Below are 22,913 nucleotides of genomic sequence, written 5' to 3' on the forward strand. Positions count from 1 at the left end.
TCGACTCCTATCTAATTGTTTCTGTCAATTTATCAATTGCATTGTCCCATGTGATATGTTGTATATCGTTGTATCCTTTGTTCCCCATAGAAGAAGCCACATTCTTATTATTTGAAAGAAAGTTTAACTTCCCTGCAATGTCTTCAGTTGTATCCAATATGAAACCGTTACTTTCCTCAACTAAAAACTCCAAAACTCCACCTGAGTCACGTCTACTAATTACAGGCTTTTTAGAAAGAAATGCCTCCAAAGTCACATACCCATAATCTTCATCAAATGGAGCATAGTACACAGCCAAACAATTGGAATATAACTCCAAAAGGGTCTTGTCCTCTACGAAGCCTAAGAAAACAACTCGATCTTTTAGATTCAGCTTTTCAACCATTCTTTTGAGATTTTCCTTTTCAGGGCCTTCCCCAGCAATAACGCATTTTATATTTGAATTTGTGTAAGCCATTGCTTCAATTAAGAATTCTGTTCTTTTAAGTTTATCTAAACGTCCGACTGATAGAACGTAATCACCAATCTCATTATTATAATAAGAGCCAACATGTTTTGGAGGATGGTACAGCGTTTCCGATTGGATATTGTTATACTTTTTAAGTCTGTTCGTTGCGTTATCGGCAATTGTATAAATTTTCTTTGATTCTAATAAGGAATTATTATCAAATCTCTTAACTAATTCTCTTATAGAGTAATCTTCTGGAGAGGAACCATACTGACTAAATTGGGTTCCCAACAAATCGTAAACTTGTCTATATTGATGAACGAGCCATGTCACCTTATTAGGATGCTGAATTCCATAAGAAGGGAATTTAGTGCCTATAACTAAGTCAATCTTCTCACCATTACTTTCAGACAGGTCGATCCCTCTCCAATTGACCATGCTCTGTATAAGTTGGTTATTTGGGTACCATTTAAAGGGTACTGAAATTATTTCCGATTGATAACCTCGCTTGTTTAGTTCAGTTGAAAGCGATTGAACAAGTAACTCTGCCCCTCCTTTAAAAAAGGGTACCTGAGAATGACATATTGCTATTTTTTTTTTCATATAGTCCGCCTTTTCTTAAAACAAACAGTAAAGGATAATGGTAAATGGTTGTTTCTTATCTGTTCCTTAGACATCAGCAGTTCGCCTACGGGAATCATTTCTAATACTTCAAAACCATTGTCATTTAACTCTTGTATAATTTCAACCTCAGTCCAAAAAACATCATATATATTAAAAGCAGACCATCCAAGAGATTCCCTCAACTGAGTCTCAGAGCGTTTGTCTGGAAAATCAGCAATTACAATTCCATCCTTGATTAATCCATGAATTTTACTATATATTATTTTCCGATCCAAATAATCAAAGTGTCTCAGAAATCTAAACATAGTAACAACATCAAATGTTTCTGTGGTATTGAACTCAAAGAAGTCGCTCTTTACATATATTACTTTATCATTGGTTTGAAGTTTTTTTGCTGAGACAGATATCATATATGCTGAATTTTCAACAGCAGTTACAGAACCATATGGTGTTAATGTCCTTAATACTCTACCATCTCCTGAAGCAATATCAATGATACAATTCTCTTTTGAAAAACTCCTGAATTTATACTTTTCCACAAGAATTTTTATAGATTTTCTTTCAAGCTCATCATACGTACGCATAGGATAAGAGGAAAATCTATGTTCATCATAATTGTCAGCTATGAATTTATCATTATAATACTTAGCCATATTATCCTTCTTCATGATTAGACTACTATTGATACCCTCTAACTGCCTACGCCATTCTAATAAATCCGGCGCAGTCGCTTGGGATTCAGATGATTTATAGTAATGAAGATAGCTAACATCATTACTAAATATAGAAAATAGCCCCGCACTTTTTTCCGTTGCATTCTTTCTATAATAGTCATAATTGTCAAATAGTTTATGAATATTATCAACCATGCTGCCTGCATCACAGCTTGCGACCACCCCAAGTTGATTATCGCGAATAATATCTGCTATTCCTACCATTTCAGTCACTAGGACAGGTATTCCCAAAACAGAGGCTTCAACAATTGATAACGGTGATGAATGATTATGCTTATCTACTGTGAATGGGGCAACCATTATATCAATGTCACTATAAAAATCATACATATTGAGGTACCCATTTAACACCTCAACATTGTGTAAATTCATTTCCTCAATAAGCTTGAGAATTTCTTCATAACCTTCGTATCTCCATGCGAATTTGAACCTAAAATCACTTAATTCTTCCGCTAATGATAATAATAAATACACCCCTCTATCTTCCCATAAATCTTTTGATAAAGGTGCAGAAGCGAAGCCAAGAGTCAAAACATTATGAGGTTCTGGAGCAAAGAGGCTTAAGTCTAAATTAACCTTCGGTAACATTAAAGTAGTTCTTAATCCTTTTTCTTCAAAATCTTTTTTTACAACCGCAGACTCTACAAACAAAAACAAATTTCCGACATCAATAGCATGTCTCAAATATTCGAGGTAGTTATTTTCATATTGCGGAAGACCATTAATACCTGTGATCGTAACATAAGTTATAAAAATCTTTTCCTTATAATTCTTCTGAAATAAATAATAACTATCTAAGCTATCTGAAAAAACATGAATTATATTGGGTTGCTGTTCCTTCAGTAGATTCTCAAAGTTATTTCCCCAATAAAAGACATCTAATTCAGGATCATATAATTCCACATTATCTTTTACATCATGTTCTAAAGAAATAAACTTAAAATTATCATACAGCTTTGTATATTTATAATATTTATAATAAGTTAAAGCTTCTTTTTTTACTGCTTCAATATCCTTTTCTTTTTTAAACCCTAAGCAAAAAATATATATTTCCTGATCACTCGTGTAATTAGTTGACATTAATTTCAGCAGCTCCCCCCACATTTAAATTCACCAATCCTATACATTTACTATCTGAGAGTACTCTTACAAAGGTAACGTCAATAAGTCGATCTATAGTTACAATTTCTCCATTAGACTGATCTGTTATCCCCAAGGTAACAAAATAGGTTCCTTCATTTAAATAGTTAGGGATAGAGAAAACTGTAGTGAATTTATCATTTTTGTCTACTGAAGGACTGATACATTTCAACTCTTTTGTATTCGTTCCATACACTTCTACGCCACTAATTGTTTTGAAAATAATGCCTATTACAGGATTTTCAATATACTCTACCGCTTCTGCGGTTATTTTAACCCTGAGGGTAGTACCTGTTGAAAAAACAGTGGTTTCCTTTCCCAATCCATCAAAAAAAATATAGCTACTTATTCTGGCCTTCCCATTTCCATACCTTAGTTTTTCTAAACTTTCATCTTTATGATTCGTAATTTGCAAATTAGCTGTTAACGACATTTTCTGATAGTAATTAGCAACATCATTTGAATTACCTTCAAAAACTAAATTCCCATCATAAAGAATGGATGCACGATCACATAGTGTTCTAACAGCGTTCAGATCATGGGTAACCAGTACAATTGTTTTGCCTTGTGCTTTAAATTCCTCGAATTTGGTATAACATTTTCTCTGGAAAACCTCATCTCCTACAGCTAATGCTTCATCAATTATCAACACATCCGGATCAACATGAATAGCTAATGAAAAAGCCAATCTGACATACATGCCACTGGAGTAACTTTTTACAGGTTTTTCAAAAAAATCTCCAATACCTGCAAACTCTTGTATGCTATCAATTTTGCTCAAAATCTCCTGGCTGTTTATCCCATATAGATAGCTATTAAACATGACATTTTGCCTGCCCGTAAGTTCTGGATGGAAACCAGCACCTAACTCAAGCAAGGCTGCAATTCTTCCATTCACTTTAAATGAACCGTGACTCTGTTTTTTGGTTTGAGCTAATATACTGAGTAATGTACTTTTACCCGAACCATTGAAGCCAACAATGCCATACGTCTCACCTTTTTTCACTTCAAAAGAAACATCTTTGAGAGCCCAAAAATTGTTATGTTGCTTTACTAAACCTAATGTAAGCAACTCTTTAGATTTGGAAAAATTGTTTGAATACATTTTAAATTTTTTAGATAGGTTAGAACATATAATAGCTGTTTCATCATTCATAACTTTTTCTCTAGTAATAGCACTATTTAATTCAACAGTGGTTTCTAAAACTATGTTGCCATAGCCCTCGAACCATGATTTCCCTTCGTGAATTAAATCCCATCTGAGTTGTACTTCATCTAACTTTTCTTCAATAACAAAACAACAATTTACGACAACACTTTCCCCAGGTGAAATATTATATGGAAGTTTTGTACGAATTCCTTCTTTTCTTAATCCCTTTCCATCGGAATAACTATATCCGATTAATATAGGATTTGTTTTATCATATGGATACCATACTTCAGAACCAATATTAGTAACGAGTATTTTTATAGAATTCATTTCTCCAATTCGAGAAACAATCTCCAGATCCGGTTGCAATAACTGCAACCTGGAATTATACATGTCCATTCGTTTTCAACTCGCTTTGATGAAGTTCTTCAAATGTTTTTAATACTTCTGTCTCAATTTCTACATTATCAGGGCTTTCTTTGAGCGCCAGTAACAATAGCTGATATTTTTTATTAACATCTTGTTCTATATTAGCTATATCTCTAAGAACAGAAGCTTTCATCTCAGAGATCATTATAACCCCATCCAACTCCTTCAACTTGTCTTCATCAACCTTTATCCCAATTTCTTTCTTTAACACTTCTTGCAATTCGCTATTCAACAGATGATTTTCAGATATAATATTTTGTTTTATTTGCTCAGTAGATGTGTCAAGAACTATCCGGAATTCACTAACCATTTCTTCTACTAACTGAGATACCAAAGCACGTAGTCTCGCTTCATCAACATTTTGGGTCAATTTCTGATCGACAATATATAGATGATCAATAACCCTCTGATTGAAATGAATTTGTTTAATAAGTATTGGATACATCAACTTCCGAATTGCCTTTTTAGAAAACACAACAAATTTACCAATTACTTTCCTAGGAGAAAAGAACTCCACATTATAAATATTATGTGTATCAATTAAAGGCTGCATGGAATTATTATCATGTTGCTTGCTTAGTTCACTTTTATTATCAATTGCATAGTATATTCTTTCTTTCAATCTTTTTTTAATGACTTCTTCATCAAAATTCGAATTCTGCATCATGACACCTCTTTCTTAATCCTAAATCTTCTATATTAAATCGGTGACGTCATCAATCATTTTTCTGTAAACTAACCATCCCAATAAATATGTCACTGTTGAAATTATAATCAAAACGATTATATTATTCATTTCTCCATAAAGTATTAAATTCTGATAACCCTGAATAAAATACATCATAGGATTAAATTGAATAAATTGTTGGGCCCCAGTAGGAAGAACGCTTGATATATACGCTATAGGAGTTAACCAGAACCATATTTGTACCAAGATCGATGTGAACTGATTTAAATCTCTAAAGTGCACATTAAACATAGATAGAATCATCCCTAAACCTGTACAGAAAAGTTGCTGCAAGATGATAATAAATAGAACCAACATATAATTTATTTGTAAGGAGAAACCGAATAAACTTAGAACTATGGAAAGCAAAAAATAATTCATCACCAATTCAATTATTGATGAAATGGTTAATGAATTAATTAAAATGTATTTAGGAAAATATATTTTTTTAACAATGTTAGAATTTTCAATGAATATATTTTGAAATCGAACTAATGTACTACTGAAAACTGTCCATGCTAGTATGCCGGAACTCAGATAGACACTATAGTCTAAGGTACTTGTCATATTAGGAAGTTTTGCAGACATTAACTGCGAAAATACTGTTGTGTATATAATAATGTAACCCAAAGGCAAAAGAAGACTCCACAGCAATCCTAATGTAGAACCAGCATACTTATTCTTAAACTCTCGTTTCACCATATCCCAAGTAAGACGAATATTATTAGATTTCATTCATTTACCATCCGTTCTTTTACTGCGCATGTCATTCAAGACATCATTTAAAGTTTGTTTTAATGTGAATTGTGGTTTCCAAAACGTCAGGGCTTTAAATTTGGAATTTGAACCATAATAATCAGGAATATCATTGGGACGAAATTTACTCTCGTCAATATTAACAACAATATTCTCTGAGGACATTGAAATTAAACTCTTCAATACATACGATATTTCCACGGATTCTCCGGAACAGATATTATATATTTGTCCCGTTATTCCCTGTTCAGCCGCTAAGACATACGCTTCAACGATATCTCTTACATCTGTGAAGTCTCTCTTTGCACTCAAATTCCCAACTATAATTTCAGGTTTTTTATTTTTTTTTTCTATTTCAACGATCTGTTGTGCAAAGTCAGGGACGACAAAGCCCGCCCCTTGACCAGGACCAATATGATTAAAAGGCCTTAAATGCACTATATCTAGTCCGAATACACTTGAAAATTCCTTAGCAAACAGAGATACATTCATTTTTGAAATAGCATACGGATTTTTTGGATTTAAGTGTTCATCTTCTACTATAGGAAACTTGATACCATCCCAATGCCCATATTCTTCTGAAGAACCAATTGTAACAATCCGAATCGATTTTGATATCTCTTTGACTGATTCAAACAGAAGTAAAGTTATCATTGTATTGGCCAAGATTGTTTCGCTAGGACTATTCCAAGATTGGCGAACATTACTTTGAGCTGCTAAATGAAAAATCACATCAGGTTCTACTTGATTAATGACCCTTTTAATGTCTTCTTTATCAGAAAAACTTGATATTATTATTTCATCAACAAAATTTAATTGCTCTGTCTTCTCCCATCGCTTCAAACGAGAAGTGCCGTAAACTGTAATCCCTCGTTTTTTCAAGGCTAATCCCAGATATCGTCCGACGAATCCATTCACTCCTGTAATCAGTGCTTTTTTCATTGGATACCTAACCTATAGAACCTTGTATTTTACTTAGATCACTATCAACCATCATCTTAATTAACTGCTCAAAACCAACTTCCAGTTCCCAGCCCAGGTTTTCTTTAGCTTTCGTACAATCCCCTAACAAAAGATCAACTTCTGCTGGACGGACAAACTTTGGATCAATGACAACATAGTCTCTCCAATTGAGACCGGCGTGGTCGAAAGCAATTTGTACAAGTTCTTCAACTGTATGAGTTTCTCCCGTAGAAATAACATAATCATCAGGTTGATCCTGCTGAAGCATGAGCCACATGGCCTTAACATAGTCACCAGCAAAGCCCCAATCTCGTTTAGCGTCTAAGTTGCCCATACGAAGTTCATTTTGGAGTCCTAATTTGATACGTGCGACTGCATCGGTTACTTTCCGGGTAACAAATTCCACCCCACGACGTGGAGATTCGTGATTAAATAAGATTCCAGAACAGGCATACATATCATAGCTTTCACGATAATTCACAGTAATCCAGTGTCCATATACTTTAGCAACACCATATGGGCTCCTTGGATAAAAAGGGGTAGTTTCTCTTTGAGGAGTCTCCATTACTTTACCAAACATCTCACTACTGGAAGCCTGATAGAACCTTGCCTCTGGTTTGATATAACGAACTGCTTCAAGCATATTGGTAACTCCTACACCTGTAGCTTGTCCTGTAATACCAGGTTGATCCCATGATGTTGCAACAAAAGACTGGGCAGCCAGATTATATACCTCGTCTGGATTTGACTTTTTAACAGCTTGAATCAAAGAACCTTGATCTAGAAGATCCCCATCAATAAATTCAATTTCATTTTTAATATGATTGATATTCTCCATAATTGGTACACTTGTTCTACGACGAAGACCGTAAACTTTATAACCTTTCTCTAGTAAAAGCTCTGCCAAATAAGATCCATCTTGTCCTGTGATTCCTGTAATCAATGCATTTTTGGTCATTTGTAAGTTCTCCTTTGATATGCAAATAAAATGATACTCTAATTAATCCTTGTAAGTTAAAGATACTCTTCCATCTTCTGCATCCTTAATTCTTTAAGAAGCAGCTTTACTTCCTGCGCTTTTTCCTTAGTACAAATCAAAGTCACATCTTCAGTGTCCACTATGATCAAATCTTCAATACCTAGAGTCGCAATCAATTTGCCATTGCTTTCAATAATACACCGCTTGGTATCTAGGTTCAGAATGTTACCACGAATCACATTTCCATTCTCATCTAGTTCATTAATTCGTTCCAATGCTGTCCAGCTGCCCACATCATCCCAACCGAATACACACGGAATTACATAGATGTTACTTACCTTCTCCATAATCCCGTAATCTATAGATTGATCAGGCATCTTTAAGAATTCTGAACGTATCAGTTCATCACGATTTTCTGAATCAAGTACCACCTTCATGGTCTCCAAAACATCATGCATTTCTGGCATCAGTTCTTCTATATAATGTCTAATTGTGTTAACTTTCCACACAAAAATACCACTATTCCATAAGAAATTCCCCGCTTCTAGATAGGATTGCGCTGTAACCAAGTCCGGTTTCTCGACAAACTGATTAACTTTATGAACTGAGAGTTCATTAACTTCTCTGGTTTGATCACTACTTTCGATGTAGCCATAACCTGTTTCAGGGTATGTAGGTTGGATTCCAAGTGTAACTAGATTCTCGTTATCCTGGGCAACTTCAACAGCCGTTTTTAGTATCCGTATAAATCCCTCTTCGTTTTCTATAATGTGATCTGAGGGAATTACTATCATTGTGCTGTCCGGAAAGCGATCCTCAATAATAATAGAGGCCAAGCCGATACAGGGAGCTGTATTTCGTCCCACAGGCTCAATGATGATATTATTAGCAGGTAACGTAGGAATTTGTGCCTTAATTAACTCTGCATATAGTTCATTCGTGACAATGAATATACGAGAGATGTCAACCATCTTCTCCAACCGTGCAATAGATTGCTGGATCATAGATTTGTTACCGGAAATATTCAAAAATTGCTTAGGAAGATTAGTTCTGCTTTTAGGCCAAAAACGCTCACCTTTTCCTCCAGCCATGATAACACATGTAATATTCATTTCATCCTCCAAACTTCCACATAGAAATATACTCTAATCTTTTCTGAATCAAACTCCCAATGGTATGTGGAGAGTAGTGCTCCTTAATGTACTCCTCTCCTTTTGACGATACCTGTTCGTAGTAGTTTCTATCATCATAAAGTTTACGCATATAATAGCTTGCATGCTCTATATCAGGGTCAGCCCAATATTGGTATGCTTTGTACGGACCAAAGTCTTGTTTCAAATTCACTAGGGTATAGCTCACTAAACATGAATTATAATGATTCATAAAATCTAAGTTGGACGACCACCCTGTACCCACAGCCGGTTTACCTAAATACATGGCCTCAGCAAGCCCCAGGCCGAAACCTTCGCTTCGGTGAAGAGAAACATAACTATCTGTTACAGAAATCAATGCATTTGTATCATTTCTTGTAAGCGTCTCTTCAATTAGATAAATATTCTTATATTCCCCTATGATTTCATGCAGTTCTTCTAGATCTTTTTGTGCATATCCAACGCCGTTTACTTTTACTACGAGGCCTACGGACGGATCGTCCGGTAAAAAGGCGGTTTGAAACGCTCTAATTGAAGCTTTCGGATTTTTTCTTTCCTGATAGCTTTTCAAGTCATACATCGTTAAAAATAAAAATGCATTCTGCGGTAAATTATAGTAGGCCCGGTCTCTTATATGCTGTATGGAAACTTCAATACTATGTGGGATTTTCACTACAGGCACTGGGCTTTTTTGTGCAATGGAATCTGCAATAAACGTGGAAGGTACCCAAATTTCATTAACTAAGTTAAAGCTCTCCTTCCAATCATCCGGAAAATCGGACAGTTCCCAGTGCCAATAACCTATGTTATAGCGGTTTTTAAAAATTGAGTTTCCATACTGGGAATAAACCTCGATCATCTGCTCAGCATTAATATGAAACAAATTAATATTGTACTTGGGTTCAACAATCTCTTTGTGGATCCATGTAGTATCATTCATTCTGGCTGAATTGGTCCCCGTGAAATTGATAATTCCAAAGTTCATATTATCAATAGCGGTAATACTCCTCGCAGCTATTCTGCAGGATTCTCCAATTCCCATCTCGGCACGGGCATAACCCACGAGATTTATGCCTGAAATGCTCCCTGTAAAATGCGTTGATTCGTCATTTTTCTGCAAAGGAAAAGCTGTCTTAAGTAATTTATGCTTAATCTGCTGTCTGACCTTAGTTGAAAAAAACTTAACACTCAAGGGTTTCAATCTAACAGCAACCTTGTATAGAATCTTATATATTAATGATTTCGGATTTACCATTTGACATTTTATCGTCCTTTATATTTTCAATTAGAGTCGACTCTACTACAAGCGTAATAGGACAACATACACATTCTATGATAAAATATTGTCGTATCTACAAGAAAAGGAGAATCATACCTTGTCGAATCCAGTATACGGGAAATCTAACAAGACGTCGAGGAAAGTAACTAACAATTCGACGTCACCATTACTATGGGCTTTAAAAATAGGACTTATCTTATTTCTACTCTGGTCTTCATTCCAAGTTGCGTTATTTAACGGACAATTGCTTCAATTTGAGGGACCCATTTATTGGGCAATTACCATTACAGCCCTCCTATTCACTATTTGGGTTGCTGTTTACTTCAAACAGATTAAGTTAGAGACTCACCAAGACTGGCTAAAGATCGTGGTTATATTACTGCCACTTACCTACGTTCTATCACTTTTAAGTGCAGTTTCTGATTATCTGTCAGTCAACATGATCCTCATTCAATGTATTTATGCCATGATCTTTGTGATGACTATGTACCTGCTCAAAAACAACAAAATCAATCATATCATACAATCTTCCTTAATAGGAATTGCATATGTAATTGTCGGATTTGGTTTGTTGAACTGGTTTGGGGCCTCCAATTTGGCTGGTAGGCTAGTTGGCTGGTTCTCTTCAGGTGTTGTTAATGGGGTATATACTCAAACGATTTGGAACGACGCCAATGGTCCACGACTTGCTTCGGTGTTTCAATATCCTAATACATACGCAGCATTCCTGATGGCATTTTTGTTCATTAGCATCTTTAGCCTGATTCGCTCTAAAAAGGTGTACATACAGTTGGTTCATGCCTTTATGCTTGTTCCTATCTTGCTGTCCCTGTTGCTTACACTTTCGCGGACAGGTCTTGTGATGATGCCAATCGTGTTAGTGATTATCCTGTTGTTGCTTAAACCAGCAAAACAGATTTTATGGTTCATTTATCTTGTCATTTCAGGAATAGGAACAGTAGCTATCTTGAATCCGGTCAATACCGCCGGACTCGAATTGCAGCAACAGTTCACTGCCGGAGTTGCAGCCAAGGGTTGGACTTATCTGGTTGCAGCATCCATCGTTATAGCAATTATCATCTGGGCTACTCAACGTTGGATCGCTCCCACGTTAGAAACAAAGCTTCAAGCTTGGGGTAAACGTAAAGGCTCAAGCTTGTGGATCCCGCTAGGCTCCATACTGCTCGCCATTATCGTTGCAGTGTTGCTGTTGGGTACCAGTGTTCGTAACATTTTGCCTGATAGTATCAGTACGCGTCTGGAAAACATCAACTTCCAGCAGCACAGTGTTCTTGAACGAATCACCTTCTACAAAGATGCTGCCAAGGTCATTGCAGATTACCCATTGATTGGTGCAGGTGGTGGGGCTTGGACTGCGCTGTACGAGAAGTATCAGAACAATCCATATGTTAGTGCGCAGGCGCATAACTTCTTCATGCAGTACTTGGTGGAAGTCGGAATTATCGGATTTATCATTTTCATGTCATTTATTCTGTATATCTTCTATCAATTCGTTCGCAGCTACTTGCGAAGAGACGAAAGTGAAAGAGAGTCACATTTTTTATTTTTTATTTTGTCCATGACAATTCTGGTATTGAGTCTTCTCGATTTCAATATGAGTTACGTCTTCATCGGCATGCTGGTATTTATCGGGTTTGGGGGCATGGCGGCAGCGATTGACCCACGGCCAGTTCAGCATTTTAAAGTAAGCTCATCTGTTGCACGAGGAATCTATACCGCCATTGCCGGAGTATCGATCATTGTACTGTTGATTGTATCCGTGCGCTTTTTACAAGCAAATCATTATGCTTATGCAGCGAAGGAAGTTGCAGAAATCAGCCAATCTTTTGAGGAAATCAAAGCTCCACTGGATAAGGACCTTGCCATTCGCAGTGCACATTCTGATTCCCTGCTGACGCTTTCTTCGCTTTACCAACAAGGTTTTCAACAAACACAAGATGATCAGTTCTACAATGCTGGTGTAGATTTGCTTCAAAAAGGGCTAAAAGCAGAACCCTACAACAAAGGCATGGTTAAACAGTTGATCCAACTCTATGAGCTTAAAGGTGATAATGAACATGCCTATACTCTTCAAAAAGAATATGCCAACAACTATATCTGGGATATGGAGTGGTACGAACGGCTAATCACCCGTTCGTTCGATCTAGGATATCAAGCACTTGGACAAGGCGATACGGCTAAGAAGGAATCTTACTTCAATTCAGGGCTGGAGGCTTACCAGCACGTTGTTGATGGAGTAAAGCATCTAAAGACCCTCCCTGAAGGACAACTTCAAGGACAGCCGTTCGAGCTGACTCCAACAATGATTCTGAACGCGGGGAAAATAAAATACATGTTAAACGATTCAGCTGGAGCTGCTACTACCCTTAAGGGTGGGATTGCAGAGGATCTGACCGATGCTACCAACCGTGAAATTGCTCGTTGGTACCTTGCCGCTCTAACGAAGGATGGGCAACAAGATCAAGCTATATATGATAAGCTTATCACTGTCGCACCTAACGAAGCAGACGAGATTAAACAGATAGCAGAACTGAATTTCTAATAACAAAATGCACTAGTGGTCCTCTATAATTCCACACAAAAAAGGTTTGCCCTCATCAAGGGGCAAACCTTTTTTGTGATCTAATTCGTTAGGGATGTGTTAGTTCGATTCTGTTATCTTCTTTAAATACTTCAACAAATCCTCCCGCAGATCCGGGCGCTGCAATGCATAATGTATGGACGTCTCAATGAAACCTAACTTCTCGCCAACATCATGACGCAGACCATCAAAATGATATGCGAGAATCTGCCGCTGCTCATTCAATCGGGACAAAGCATCCGTAAGTTGAATTTCTCCGCCAACTCCAGCAGATTGTTGACCCAGGATGTCGAAGATATCCGGTGTAAGAATGTATCGTCCCATAATAGCAAGGTTAGAAGGGGAATCTTCAGTCTTTGGTTTCTCAATTAAGCGGCGCGCGCGAAAGACACGATCATCGGTAGGAGTCAGCAATTCTCCGTCTACAATCCCGTAGCGGGATACCTCGCTCCAATCAACAGGTTGTACACCAACGATCGGAGATTGCAGTTCATCGTAGACATCAATCATCTGCTTCAGGCAGGGATGGTTCGCTTCCACAATGTCGTCCCCTAACAGGACGGCAAAAGGCTCATTGCCGATAAACTTGCGGGCGCACCAGATGGCGTGACCAAGTCCCTTCGGTTCCTTTTGACGGATATAATGGATATCTGCCATCTCGGAGGGTTTGCGTACTTCGTTAAGCAAGTCCCACTTCTGTTTGTCCGCCAGATTCTGCTCCAGCTCGAATGAATAGTCGAAGTGATCTTCAATAGCCCGCTTCCCTTTACCCGTCACAATAATGATATCTTCAATGCCTGAAGCTACCGCTTCTTCAATAATATACTGGATCGTTGGCTTGTCCACGATGGGCAGCATTTCCTTAGGCATCGCCTTGGTGGCAGGCAAAAACCGGGTACCAAGCCCTGCGGCTGGAATAATCGCTTTGCGAATACGCACACGAACCCACTCCTTTTGTTAAACAAGTTGAACTAAAGCATATTTACACTTACCACTCCGATGACAGAACAACCTTCCAATCGCTGTTATCCCCAGATTTTTTTCATTCCTTTTTTTAAAGGGGAAAATCTGGTTATAGTGTATGCTTCCGATGCAGCTTTCTTTCAGAAAGCTTTTAGGCGAACGCTTCGCTTTTTCAGGTTATTTCTGTCCTCTCCGTTATCATGTAAATGATTAGTTCATCTTGTATAGATTCATATATTTAATGATTCTTATTGCTAGGATGCTTGGACTCCATTATACCATCAACAATTCGCGGATGTCCTGTTCGGATAAGGTCGTTGATCCTCCGTCTCCCGGTTCGATTACTTCGGCAATCAAGTCCTTCTTCCGCTGCTGGAGTTCCAAAATCTTCTCTTCGATCGTACCTTCGGTAACTAAACGAATGACTTGCACCACTTGTTTCTGTCCCATACGATGGGCACGGCCAATTGCCTGTTCTTCCACGGCGGGATTCCACCATAGATCATATAATATAACGGTATCTGCCCCTGTTAAGTTTAGTCCGGTACCGCCAGCTTTCAGGGAGATTAAGAACAGTTCAGCTTCGCCCTCATTAAATCTGTGGCACATCTCAACCCGGCTCTGCGCAGGGGTCTGACCATCGAGGTAGAAAAGATTCCTTCCTTGTGCCGCAAGTGTCTGACGAATCAGGTTCAACATGCTCGCAAATTGGGAGAAGATGAGAATTCGTTTCCCTGCAGCCAAACAATCCTCGACCGTTTCAAGCAACTGTTCCATTTTCCCGGAATCGCCTTGATATCCTTCGACAAAGAGGGCCGGATGACAACACAACTGACGCAAACGCGTGATGCCTGCCAGAATTTTGATACGATTCTTCTGGAATCCGTTATCCTCCATGTCCTTCGATGCTTCATCCTGAAGCTGGGAAAGGTATGCGGCGTACAGCTTCTTCTGTTCAACCGTAAGCTCTGACCGCTGTACCGTTTCAATTCGATCCGGCAATTCTTCCAGCACATCCTTCTTCAGGCGGCGGAGAATAAACGGACGCACCATCCGCGAGATCCGTTCCGGAGGAAGGTCGCGGAATCTTCTGTAACTTGGAAATAACCCTGGGAATACGGCTTCAAAAATGGACCACAATTCATCCAGCGAGTTCTCCACAGGTGTACCTGTGAGTGCAAAACGGCGCGGAGCCTGAATTTGTTTCACTGCCTGCGCGGTCTGGGAAGAAGCATTTTTGATTGCCTGAGCTTCATCCAAAATGAGCGTATGGAAGGTTCGGCCCAGGTACGTATCTAGATCCCGTCGCAACAGAGGATACGACGTCACAATCACATCTGCCTCATCCATGCCTGAAAGCATATTGGCTCGCTCTTCTTTCTGACCTGCTGCGATCAGGACCTTCAGATGCGGGGCGAACCGTGCAAACTCATTAGCCCAGTTGTAGGTCAGCGAGGCAGGTGCCACGACAAGTACAGGAGGATGAATGACCCTCGTTCGGATTGTTAGTCCATCCTGCTGCATCGTAGACCATAAGCCATCCGTATTCTCTGAAGCCATCTTATCCAATGGGAGTCCAGTTTCGGGATCGATGCCAGCAGTACCCTCCGTTGTACTGCCCCATAGCGATCCGCTCTCCCGGTATTTATCAACGCCCGTATGGTCCATATTGTACTCAGGCTTCTCTTGAAGAACCGCTGTGATATAGGCAATGCTTTGCAACGTTTTGCCAAGTCCCATATCATCCGCCAGAATGCCGCCAAAACGATAATAAGCGAGGGTACGCAGCCACTGGTATCCGCTGTTCTGATAATCCCGCAGGATGGGGGTCAGTGATCCCGGCAATGCAAAATCCATCCGCTCAGGATCTCTAAGATCATCGAGGAAACGTTTCAGGGAGCCTCCCCACTTCACATGACCGGAAACCTCATCCCTGCCTGGCAATTGTAACGCCCGGACAGCTGGCAGCCGGATATGGCTGCTCTTGATGTCACCTGCTCCCAGTCCGAGGGAATCAGCCATGTGAGCGAAACTGTCTGCACCTTCATTTTCAAGCGAGAGAAAAACACCGCTCTTGAGACGGAAATATGGTTTCTTTTCCACAATGCGACGCATGAGTTCCTGAAGCTCCTGCTCGTCCACACCTTCCATCTCGAATGAAATCTCCAGCCAGTCCAATCCTCTTCCCAAATCTGCTCGTACTTTCGGCGGTGTTGGATAGGATTGCACCATCGCCTTCACGGCGTTCGGCATGTAGATGTCTACCTGTTTCTCAAGTTCAGGCACCAGATGATACATGACATCATAGATGGCATCTTCCCGTTCACTAGCCCAGACACTACCATCCCTTTCGAGAAAGGATCGATCAAGCCGTTCAATCAGATTCCGCTCTTTGTATCGGTCACGCACCAAAATAACCTTTTTTTCTTCTTCGTCTATTAAATACTCGGCAAGCGGATTAATAACCATGACCTCATAGTCGAATTCCAGACGTGCTGTAATACGCTCACGATAGAAGTCGATGTACAGCTTTGGTGAAAGTTCTGGTTCCGCGATCTGTTCACGCACCTGCGAATCAATGGACAAATGCCCAAGCGTACGCAGTTCTGGCACGACATGCTGTACAAACTCATCCACCTGCTGAGTCGAAATATCAATGCTTTCCTTGATTCCATATGAAGTGAGTGCCCCACTCAAGTCCTCCAGACTTCGCATCTGCATCGGCTCCAACATATGTAACTGTCCTTCTACCACAGCGGCATCATATGCAGGGAGAAGGATCAGCTCACGCAGTCCGGAAATTTCAAGCTGATATCCTTCATTCGCTCCCTGGGCGATCCGGTAAAATAAAGGAAGTACCCCCTCACCCAGTGTGAGTGGTCCATTGGCAAATCCCGTGCCCTCCATTCGGCTGTCAGCCTGTAGCAGCAATTCCAGCAATGGCTTCCATACGAGCGGAGCAATCAATATATCCCGTCCGTCCGAAGCTCCCAGATAACCGGAAATGGATTCGCGGTATGCCTCTTCACTTTGCCTCATTCGAATGAGCATCGAGAGAATCGCCTGATCCTGCGGATTGAACACATGCATCAGTGGATCATAGTGGAACAGCTTGGTAAATGACATGGGCTCGCCCTTTTCGATGCAGTTCAGGAATTGTTTCACTTTCTGCACCACATACAGACGTTTGTTACCCACTTTCAATTCAAGAGCTAGTTTCCCGCCACCCTTGTGAACTTGTATCAGCTTGAGTATAAACTGAATCTGCAACTCTTCCCGCAAGGAGGATCGGCTGACAGGAGCGGTGTATTTACGGTCATTTCCATGCAGCGTTCTCCGATCCTTGGCAAACATGGACAGAATCTGATCCGCCGTACGGTAAGAAGGTTTATCTGCCGAGCGACCCCACCCCGAAGCTGAGCTTGGACGACCTGCCTGGGCAAAATGAACCGGAGGACGCTCTGGAGCATCATTCAGTTGCTCTCGTTGTGAAGCAGACTGTGGTCGCTCCCATATGCTCTCTTCGACCAACGTTCCAACCCTGGACTTGGAACCTGAACTGGAACTGGTATTGGCTCCTTGGCCTGTAGCAGGTTGAGAAGGCTTCCCAGAGGCAATCGTGGCATTACGCTCCTGCTGCTCACCCCATTCGTGAATAGCCAACAGGACAGCAGCCACATGTTTGCAATAGTCATAATGCCTGCCGTCACCAGGACAACTGCAGCCTGCCACAACCTCACCCGTTCCATCTATATCCACCGTCACCTGATAGCGCTCCGATCCACGTACCTGTGCTTCATAATGAAGCTGATCCTCACTAACCACCAGATTGGTCACCCTGCCAGATTGGTTATAATCTTCTCCGCGCTTGAATGCCGTGACCCCGCACAGCAATTTGATATCCATAATTGTGAATGGCGCCACGCTTCTTCGCCTCCTGTGTCATGATGTAAAAAAAACCCCAAGAGCTCCTTGAAGCAGAGATTGGGGTTCCTTCATGCTTGTAACTGTTGTTGTACCATACAATCTGTTTATTTCACCAATTGACCACGTGTAACGCCCAGTTGGTTCGTTGCTTTGAGTGTTTTCCACACTTGTGTACCACTGATCTCACCGCGCAGTGCACGGTTGTACAGATCAATTACTTCGCGTACCTGCTCTGGTGTCTCTTCCAAGAACTCCACACGGTAACGGGATACACCCAGATCCATAAAGTTGGTCAGATACTCGGCACCTGACTGCTCCACTGCGTTGTATACCGTATTACGGCAGCCTTCATCCACACGCACCGGGTGGGACATACCGATCCGGTCTTGCAGGGATGCACGCTGTTCCTCACAAGGACGGCCACAGTTCGTGAAGTCCGTTCCTTCACTCATGAACGTACAATACACACAGTGCTCGGTGTGGAACATCGGCAGATGCTGATGGATAACCACTTCGGTCTGACTTGTACGGGAGTGGCCCAGCAAATCAACCATTTGTTGAATGTTCAAGTCATAGGATGGAGTAATCCAGTCACATCCGGCTTCCAGGAACAGTTCTACTGCTTTGTGATTGGCGATGTTCAATGAGAAGTCACCGATCAGTTCCGGGTGCTTCGCATCCGGGTTTTCCATCCGGTGACGAAGGTAGAAGTACAGTGCTCCTGTATTACGTACCAATACTGCATCCGGCTTCAGACGCAGGATGTTGTTATGATATCCGTTCTCCCCTGGCATATGAATACGCGGTGTTGCCAGCGCGATCTTGCGACCAGCGGCATGCACAGCTTCCACAGCTGCCGGGAACTGTTTGATAAACTCGAAGTCGGCATAGATCATGCCGATCCCCGCTTCAATCGCTGCCTCCACTTGTGGCAGGCTGCGACAGAGCGCGGTCAGCTCTGCTTGACCGCGAGCGACTGGCGATGCCGGTTTAACCGAATCGCCGTATACATCTACCGCCCGTTTCACGTATACGGGTGGTTTAGGACGTTCACCCGCGAGTTGTTCTACTGCCTGACGGCGAATGTTATTCAACTCGCGCATCGGGATGATGACGTCACCGTGCAGATTGACGTCCATTCCTTCCAACTGGAATACGGTGCCTCCCAGACGTCCGAACTGCTCTTCGAGCAATTCATGTGTCATTGGACGCTTCTGCGCGATGTCCAGTTCCATCTCGGAATCAATCCGGACGGTTGTGCCTTTCTGCACGTCTGTCCACCACGTGCTAAGAGGCTGCCCCGGGCTGCCGATGACTTTCACCTTCACCGGGAATACGCGGTATGGCTTCTCGGTCTCGAAGCTTTGACGCAGACGTTTGTCCAACGCCGGGTCATTTGTTTTCCACACTTTGTCGCCAACTTTCACGCGGCGCAGATCCACGTCACTGCGGCCTGGCACAACGTCAACGATCCAGCCCTCTTCGGCTTCGCCTTCGAGTTTTACGCCTTTGCGACGCACATCGTATACACGTCCGCCCTCTTCCTTCTGAGTCGGGTCTCCAGCGTCAAAAACGATTCCGTCCCCACGTTTCACGGGTGCATCCAACTTCAGAACCACACCATCACGCAAGACTTGATCTACACGACCAAGATAGACACCACGGCTTTTCGGAAATGTTCCATCCACCAGTTCTTTATTGTTTGTACCGCTCAGGAAACCATGCGTGAATCCACGGGAGAAGCTTTGCTGCAATTCGCGAACTTCTTCCTTACTTGGCGGTGTGTTATCTCCATCAAAATAACGGTCAATCGCTTTACGATATTTGCTTACTACGTTTGCTACGTATTCCGGCGTTTTGAGACGTCCTTCAATTTTGAAAGAGGTTACTCCTGCTTCGATCAGTTCCGGCATCAGATCAATCGCTGCTAGATCCTTTGGAGACAACAGATAAGCTACATCACCCATCGGTTTGTGCACCCCATCCACCATCAGGTCGTATGGCAGACGACAAGCTTGTGCGCACTCCCCGCGGTTCGCCGAACGTCCTCCCCACATTTCGGAAGTCAAACATTGCCCCGAGTAGGATACACACAATGCACCGTGAACAAATACTTCCATTGGAAGCTTCGCCTGCTCCCCGATCTTCTGGATCTGCTTCAGGTTGTTCTCCCGTCCCAGAACGACACGTTCCATATCAAACGGCTTCGTAAACTCGACCGCTTCCGGTGACGTAATTGTCATCTGTGTTGAACCGTGAATCGGGAAATCCGGTGAGATCTCGCGGATCATCTTCACCAAACCCAAATCCTGAACAATTACAGCGTCCACACCTGCATCGACACAAGCGTCAATCAGTTCTTTTGCATCCGTCAATTCATTTTCAAAAATCAATATATTAAAGGTCAAAAAACCTTTTACGCCATAACTGTGCAAAAACGCCATAATCTCCGGCAGCTCGTCCATGCGGAAATTGTTCGCCCGTGCCCGTGCATTAAACTTTTCGACTCCGAAGAAAATTGCATCTGCGCCATTAGCTACCGCCGAACGCATACAATCCCAGTCACCAGCAGGTGCCAGAAGTTCAACGTCTTCTCTTCGTATTGTTGCTGTTTTCATGTAGATCCTCCCCATAACCGGCTATCCGCCGGATTTCGTCCCTATATCCTCAAACGCCTGAACATACTAAGCCTAAGACTGCACCTTATCGGGTACACCTGCATTGTCACGGTATTACAATATCTATCTATTATGTCTGTATTGCCTGAACTCCAAGCTTACAGTCATTCATATTCATCAGATCAGCAGTCATAACTCCTGAACTAGTATAGTGTACCACTTCTGCACCGACTCTTCTACGTTTTCCTGAAAAAACCGTTTACCATTTTCATTTTCATTAAGATTTACACTAGACACTCCGATTGCAGTACCATCTTCCGATCTCTGTTACCCTCTAGATTTTTTTATTTCCTTTTCTAAAGGGGAAAATCTGGTGATAAACGCGCACGCTTCGCTTCTTCAGATCGGTTCTGCACTCTTCGTCCCAGTGTAAATATTTAATTTATCTTATACAGGAAACAAATAAGCCGAAAGGTCTTTTGACCCTCCGGCTCCACTACAATTATTTAATAAAAGTAAATGAGTTCACTGCTTTTTCCAAGGCTGCCGCCTGAACTTCTGTCTTGTTGGCATCATTCAGCCCACTTGTGATCGTATAGGTTGTTCCATCCTTTTCAAACACGATCTGCCGACCCGCATATGGCACGCCTTTGTCCAGCTCATGATACGTAAAGGAAAATGCAGGCACACCCGCAAACGTCAGCTCCTCACTGCGTAGCAGCTGGAAGTTTTTCCGCGTTTTGGTGGCTTCGGCATAAGCTTCTCTCAATTGGCTGACCGTCATCTCGATTGACTTGTCTTCGCTCGCCGCAATGGAGAATTCTCCGCCGGTAAAGGTGTACACCACAGGTGAATATTCGAATCGATCACTATACGGCGTCCAGTAACGCGGAATATCTACACTGTATTTATAACGTTTGGACGTACGTGTAAGTGTCTTCGTTTTGTCTGTCAAATAAGGATCTTCATCCAGCTGACCGAAATTATCGGCAACCGTATCAAAATCAATCTCCACACTCTTCATAATCCGTTCAAACCATGCCCGATCTGCAACCTGCTCCTCAGGGAACGTATACTCTGCATAATATCGATACCCATTCTTCTGCAAAAGAACATCAAACTCGGTCTGCCAGCCTCCGCCAAAGTTATAACGGAATTCATTCACCTCGGCAGTCTCTCCCGAGATATCCATCGTATATGAGCCAATTGGCTCGTAACTCTCTGGTGTAAATGTCTCGCGCATCCACTTATCCAGTTGGCCGCTCCAGTCTTTTACTGTTGTACCTGCCTTCGCCGATGTGACACGCCATTGCAGAAATGCACCATCCTTGGCTTCATAGATCATCTGATTGTTATCCATCGACCAGCCGGCAGGAATCTTCAATTCAATACCATAGTCATCGTTCCACGCAGAGCGCATGCCATTATCTACGGTGGACAGATCCTTAATCGTTCGATCCGATTCCGCATAGGTTGGCTGGAATGAATTGAGCAGCGCTGCACGTTTGCCCAGATCTTTATAATTCAGAGCTTCGTAATCCGCGAGGTACACATCATATTGACGACCTTCGCTCAAATACTGACGCATCTCCCATAACATGCCGTCTACATCTTTCACGATAATCCGTGCATAAGGCGTTTTGCCTTTCGACACCGCTTCACGATCCAGCACCGTATCTCCCGATTGTTTGGCCTCCTGGACAAGTTGCTGCAACAAATCATCCGCATCCAGAGCCACATCCTGATCGCTGACATACACTTCAAGATAATAACTGTTGTCCGCAGCGCCAAAAGTCATCATGCGCTCCTGCTCACCGGTCTGGAAAACCATAAGGTCTGCCGGGTAGTTAATGGACCAACCGTAAAAACTGTTGCCAATTCTGGTTTTGCCTTCATCCGGATGAATACCATCCTCATCATCCACCGAATCATCGGTTTGCAACAGACGAATGACCATTTCTCCGGAACTGGTTGGAGCTAGCGTCGCTCCGATACCGGCAGCAACCGCACGAAGTGGAACCATAAGTACGCCATTCACCATCTTGGGGGCGGCACCCATTTCATGTTTTACACCATCCACCCAAGCAATCGAACTGCCAATCGTTAGGGTAACCGTGTGTGAACCTTCCTTGATTTTGACAACATCATTTTTCTCCAGCCGGATCTCGCTGCCAAATGCTTTCTTGAACACTCCAACAGGCACCATCGTTACACCCTTGAACTTGTAAGGTTTGGCTATGGCCTGCTTATCGCCGTTAATGTAGGCGCTCGTGCTACCCGCTTTGACACGTAGTTCACTTGTCGTCAAATCAGATGCCCATACAGGCAATGCCGCGCCAATGGTCAGCATCCCGGTTAATACACCTGTGCTTAGCACACGTATCCATGACTTTTTCATTCCGTTCTTTCGTCCTCTCTACATC

The 22,913-nt window shown here is 41.9% G+C and carries 14 protein-coding genes; 1 reads left to right on the top strand and 13 read right to left on the bottom strand.

Annotated features, from left to right (window positions below):
- Window positions 1-7: 7 nt before the first annotated feature.
- The 9 genes from MKY87_RS12410 to MKY87_RS12450 are packed head-to-tail and all read right to left on the bottom strand — an operon-like array spanning window position 8 to window position 10,356.
- Window positions 8-1,051 (bottom strand): glycosyltransferase family 4 protein, encoded by a 1,044-nt coding sequence (locus tag MKY87_RS12410; protein WP_340964625.1) that lies wholly within the window; start codon window positions 1,049-1,051, stop codon window positions 8-10.
- Entirely contained in the window at window positions 1,048-2,886 is a 1,839-nt protein-coding gene (locus tag MKY87_RS12415) for a glycosyltransferase (RefSeq protein ID WP_340964627.1), read from the bottom strand. Before MKY87_RS12415 ends, MKY87_RS12410 begins: the two co-directional genes overlap by 4 nt.
- Entirely contained in the window at window positions 2,876-4,465 is a 1,590-nt protein-coding gene (locus MKY87_RS12420; protein WP_340964629.1) for an ABC transporter ATP-binding protein, read from the bottom strand. The genes MKY87_RS12415 and MKY87_RS12420 overlap by 11 nt, the downstream gene beginning before the upstream one ends.
- A gap of 16 nt (window positions 4,466-4,481) precedes the next feature.
- The gene (locus MKY87_RS12425) at window positions 4,482-5,192 is read right to left on the bottom strand and encodes a hypothetical protein (protein WP_340964632.1); all 711 of its coding nucleotides are present in this window, start codon (window positions 5,190-5,192) and stop codon (window positions 4,482-4,484) included.
- A gap of 27 nt (window positions 5,193-5,219) precedes the next feature.
- Window positions 5,220-5,987: an ABC transporter permease gene (locus MKY87_RS12430; RefSeq protein WP_340964634.1), complete on the bottom strand. Its 768-nt coding sequence runs from the start codon at window positions 5,985-5,987 to the stop codon at window positions 5,220-5,222.
- A complete protein-coding gene (locus MKY87_RS12435; protein ID WP_340964636.1) occupies window positions 5,988-6,950 on the bottom strand; it encodes a GDP-mannose 4,6-dehydratase in 963 nt (320 codons plus the stop codon).
- A 7-nt stretch (window positions 6,951-6,957) separates the two neighbouring features.
- On the bottom strand, window positions 6,958-7,929 hold the full coding sequence (gmd, locus tag MKY87_RS12440; protein WP_340964639.1) for a GDP-mannose 4,6-dehydratase: 972 nt from the start codon (window positions 7,927-7,929) through the stop codon (window positions 6,958-6,960).
- A 56-nt stretch (window positions 7,930-7,985) separates the two neighbouring features.
- Complete coding sequence (locus MKY87_RS12445; protein ID WP_340964642.1) at window positions 7,986-9,062, bottom strand: mannose-1-phosphate guanylyltransferase; 1,077 nt, start codon at window positions 9,060-9,062, stop codon at window positions 7,986-7,988.
- Between the two features lies 1 nt (window position 9,063).
- The gene (locus MKY87_RS12450; RefSeq protein WP_340964646.1) at window positions 9,064-10,356 is read right to left on the bottom strand and encodes a glycosyltransferase; all 1,293 of its coding nucleotides are present in this window, start codon (window positions 10,354-10,356) and stop codon (window positions 9,064-9,066) included.
- Between the two features lie 619 nt (window positions 10,357-10,975).
- On the opposite strand from MKY87_RS12450, the gene MKY87_RS12455 reads away from it, so the two are divergent.
- The gene (locus tag MKY87_RS12455) at window positions 10,976-12,943 is read left to right on the top strand and encodes an O-antigen ligase family protein (RefSeq protein WP_340964647.1); all 1,968 of its coding nucleotides are present in this window, start codon (window positions 10,976-10,978) and stop codon (window positions 12,941-12,943) included.
- Between the two features lie 99 nt (window positions 12,944-13,042).
- On the opposite strand, the gene galU is transcribed toward MKY87_RS12455, so the two are convergent.
- From galU to MKY87_RS12475, 4 genes are all read right to left on the bottom strand, one after another.
- Window positions 13,043-13,921, bottom strand: a complete 879-nt coding sequence (galU, locus tag MKY87_RS12460; protein WP_340964650.1) for a UTP--glucose-1-phosphate uridylyltransferase GalU — start codon at window positions 13,919-13,921, stop codon at window positions 13,043-13,045.
- Between the two features lie 297 nt (window positions 13,922-14,218).
- Window positions 14,219-17,869, bottom strand: coding sequence for a DEAD/DEAH box helicase (locus MKY87_RS12465; RefSeq protein WP_340964652.1), 3,651 nt, complete (start codon window positions 17,867-17,869; stop codon window positions 14,219-14,221).
- Between the two features lie 107 nt (window positions 17,870-17,976).
- Window positions 17,977-20,490 (bottom strand): U32 family peptidase, encoded by a 2,514-nt coding sequence (locus tag MKY87_RS12470; RefSeq protein ID WP_017692029.1) that lies wholly within the window; start codon window positions 20,488-20,490, stop codon window positions 17,977-17,979.
- Window positions 20,491-20,992: 502 nt separating this feature from the next.
- A complete protein-coding gene (locus MKY87_RS12475) occupies window positions 20,993-22,888 on the bottom strand; it encodes a stalk domain-containing protein (RefSeq protein WP_339788595.1) in 1,896 nt (631 codons plus the stop codon).
- Window positions 22,889-22,913: the final 25 nt, after the last annotated feature.

The organism is Paenibacillus sp. FSL R7-0198 (genome assembly GCF_038000415.1).
Taxonomy (GTDB): Bacteria; Bacillota; Bacilli; order Paenibacillales; family Paenibacillaceae; genus Paenibacillus.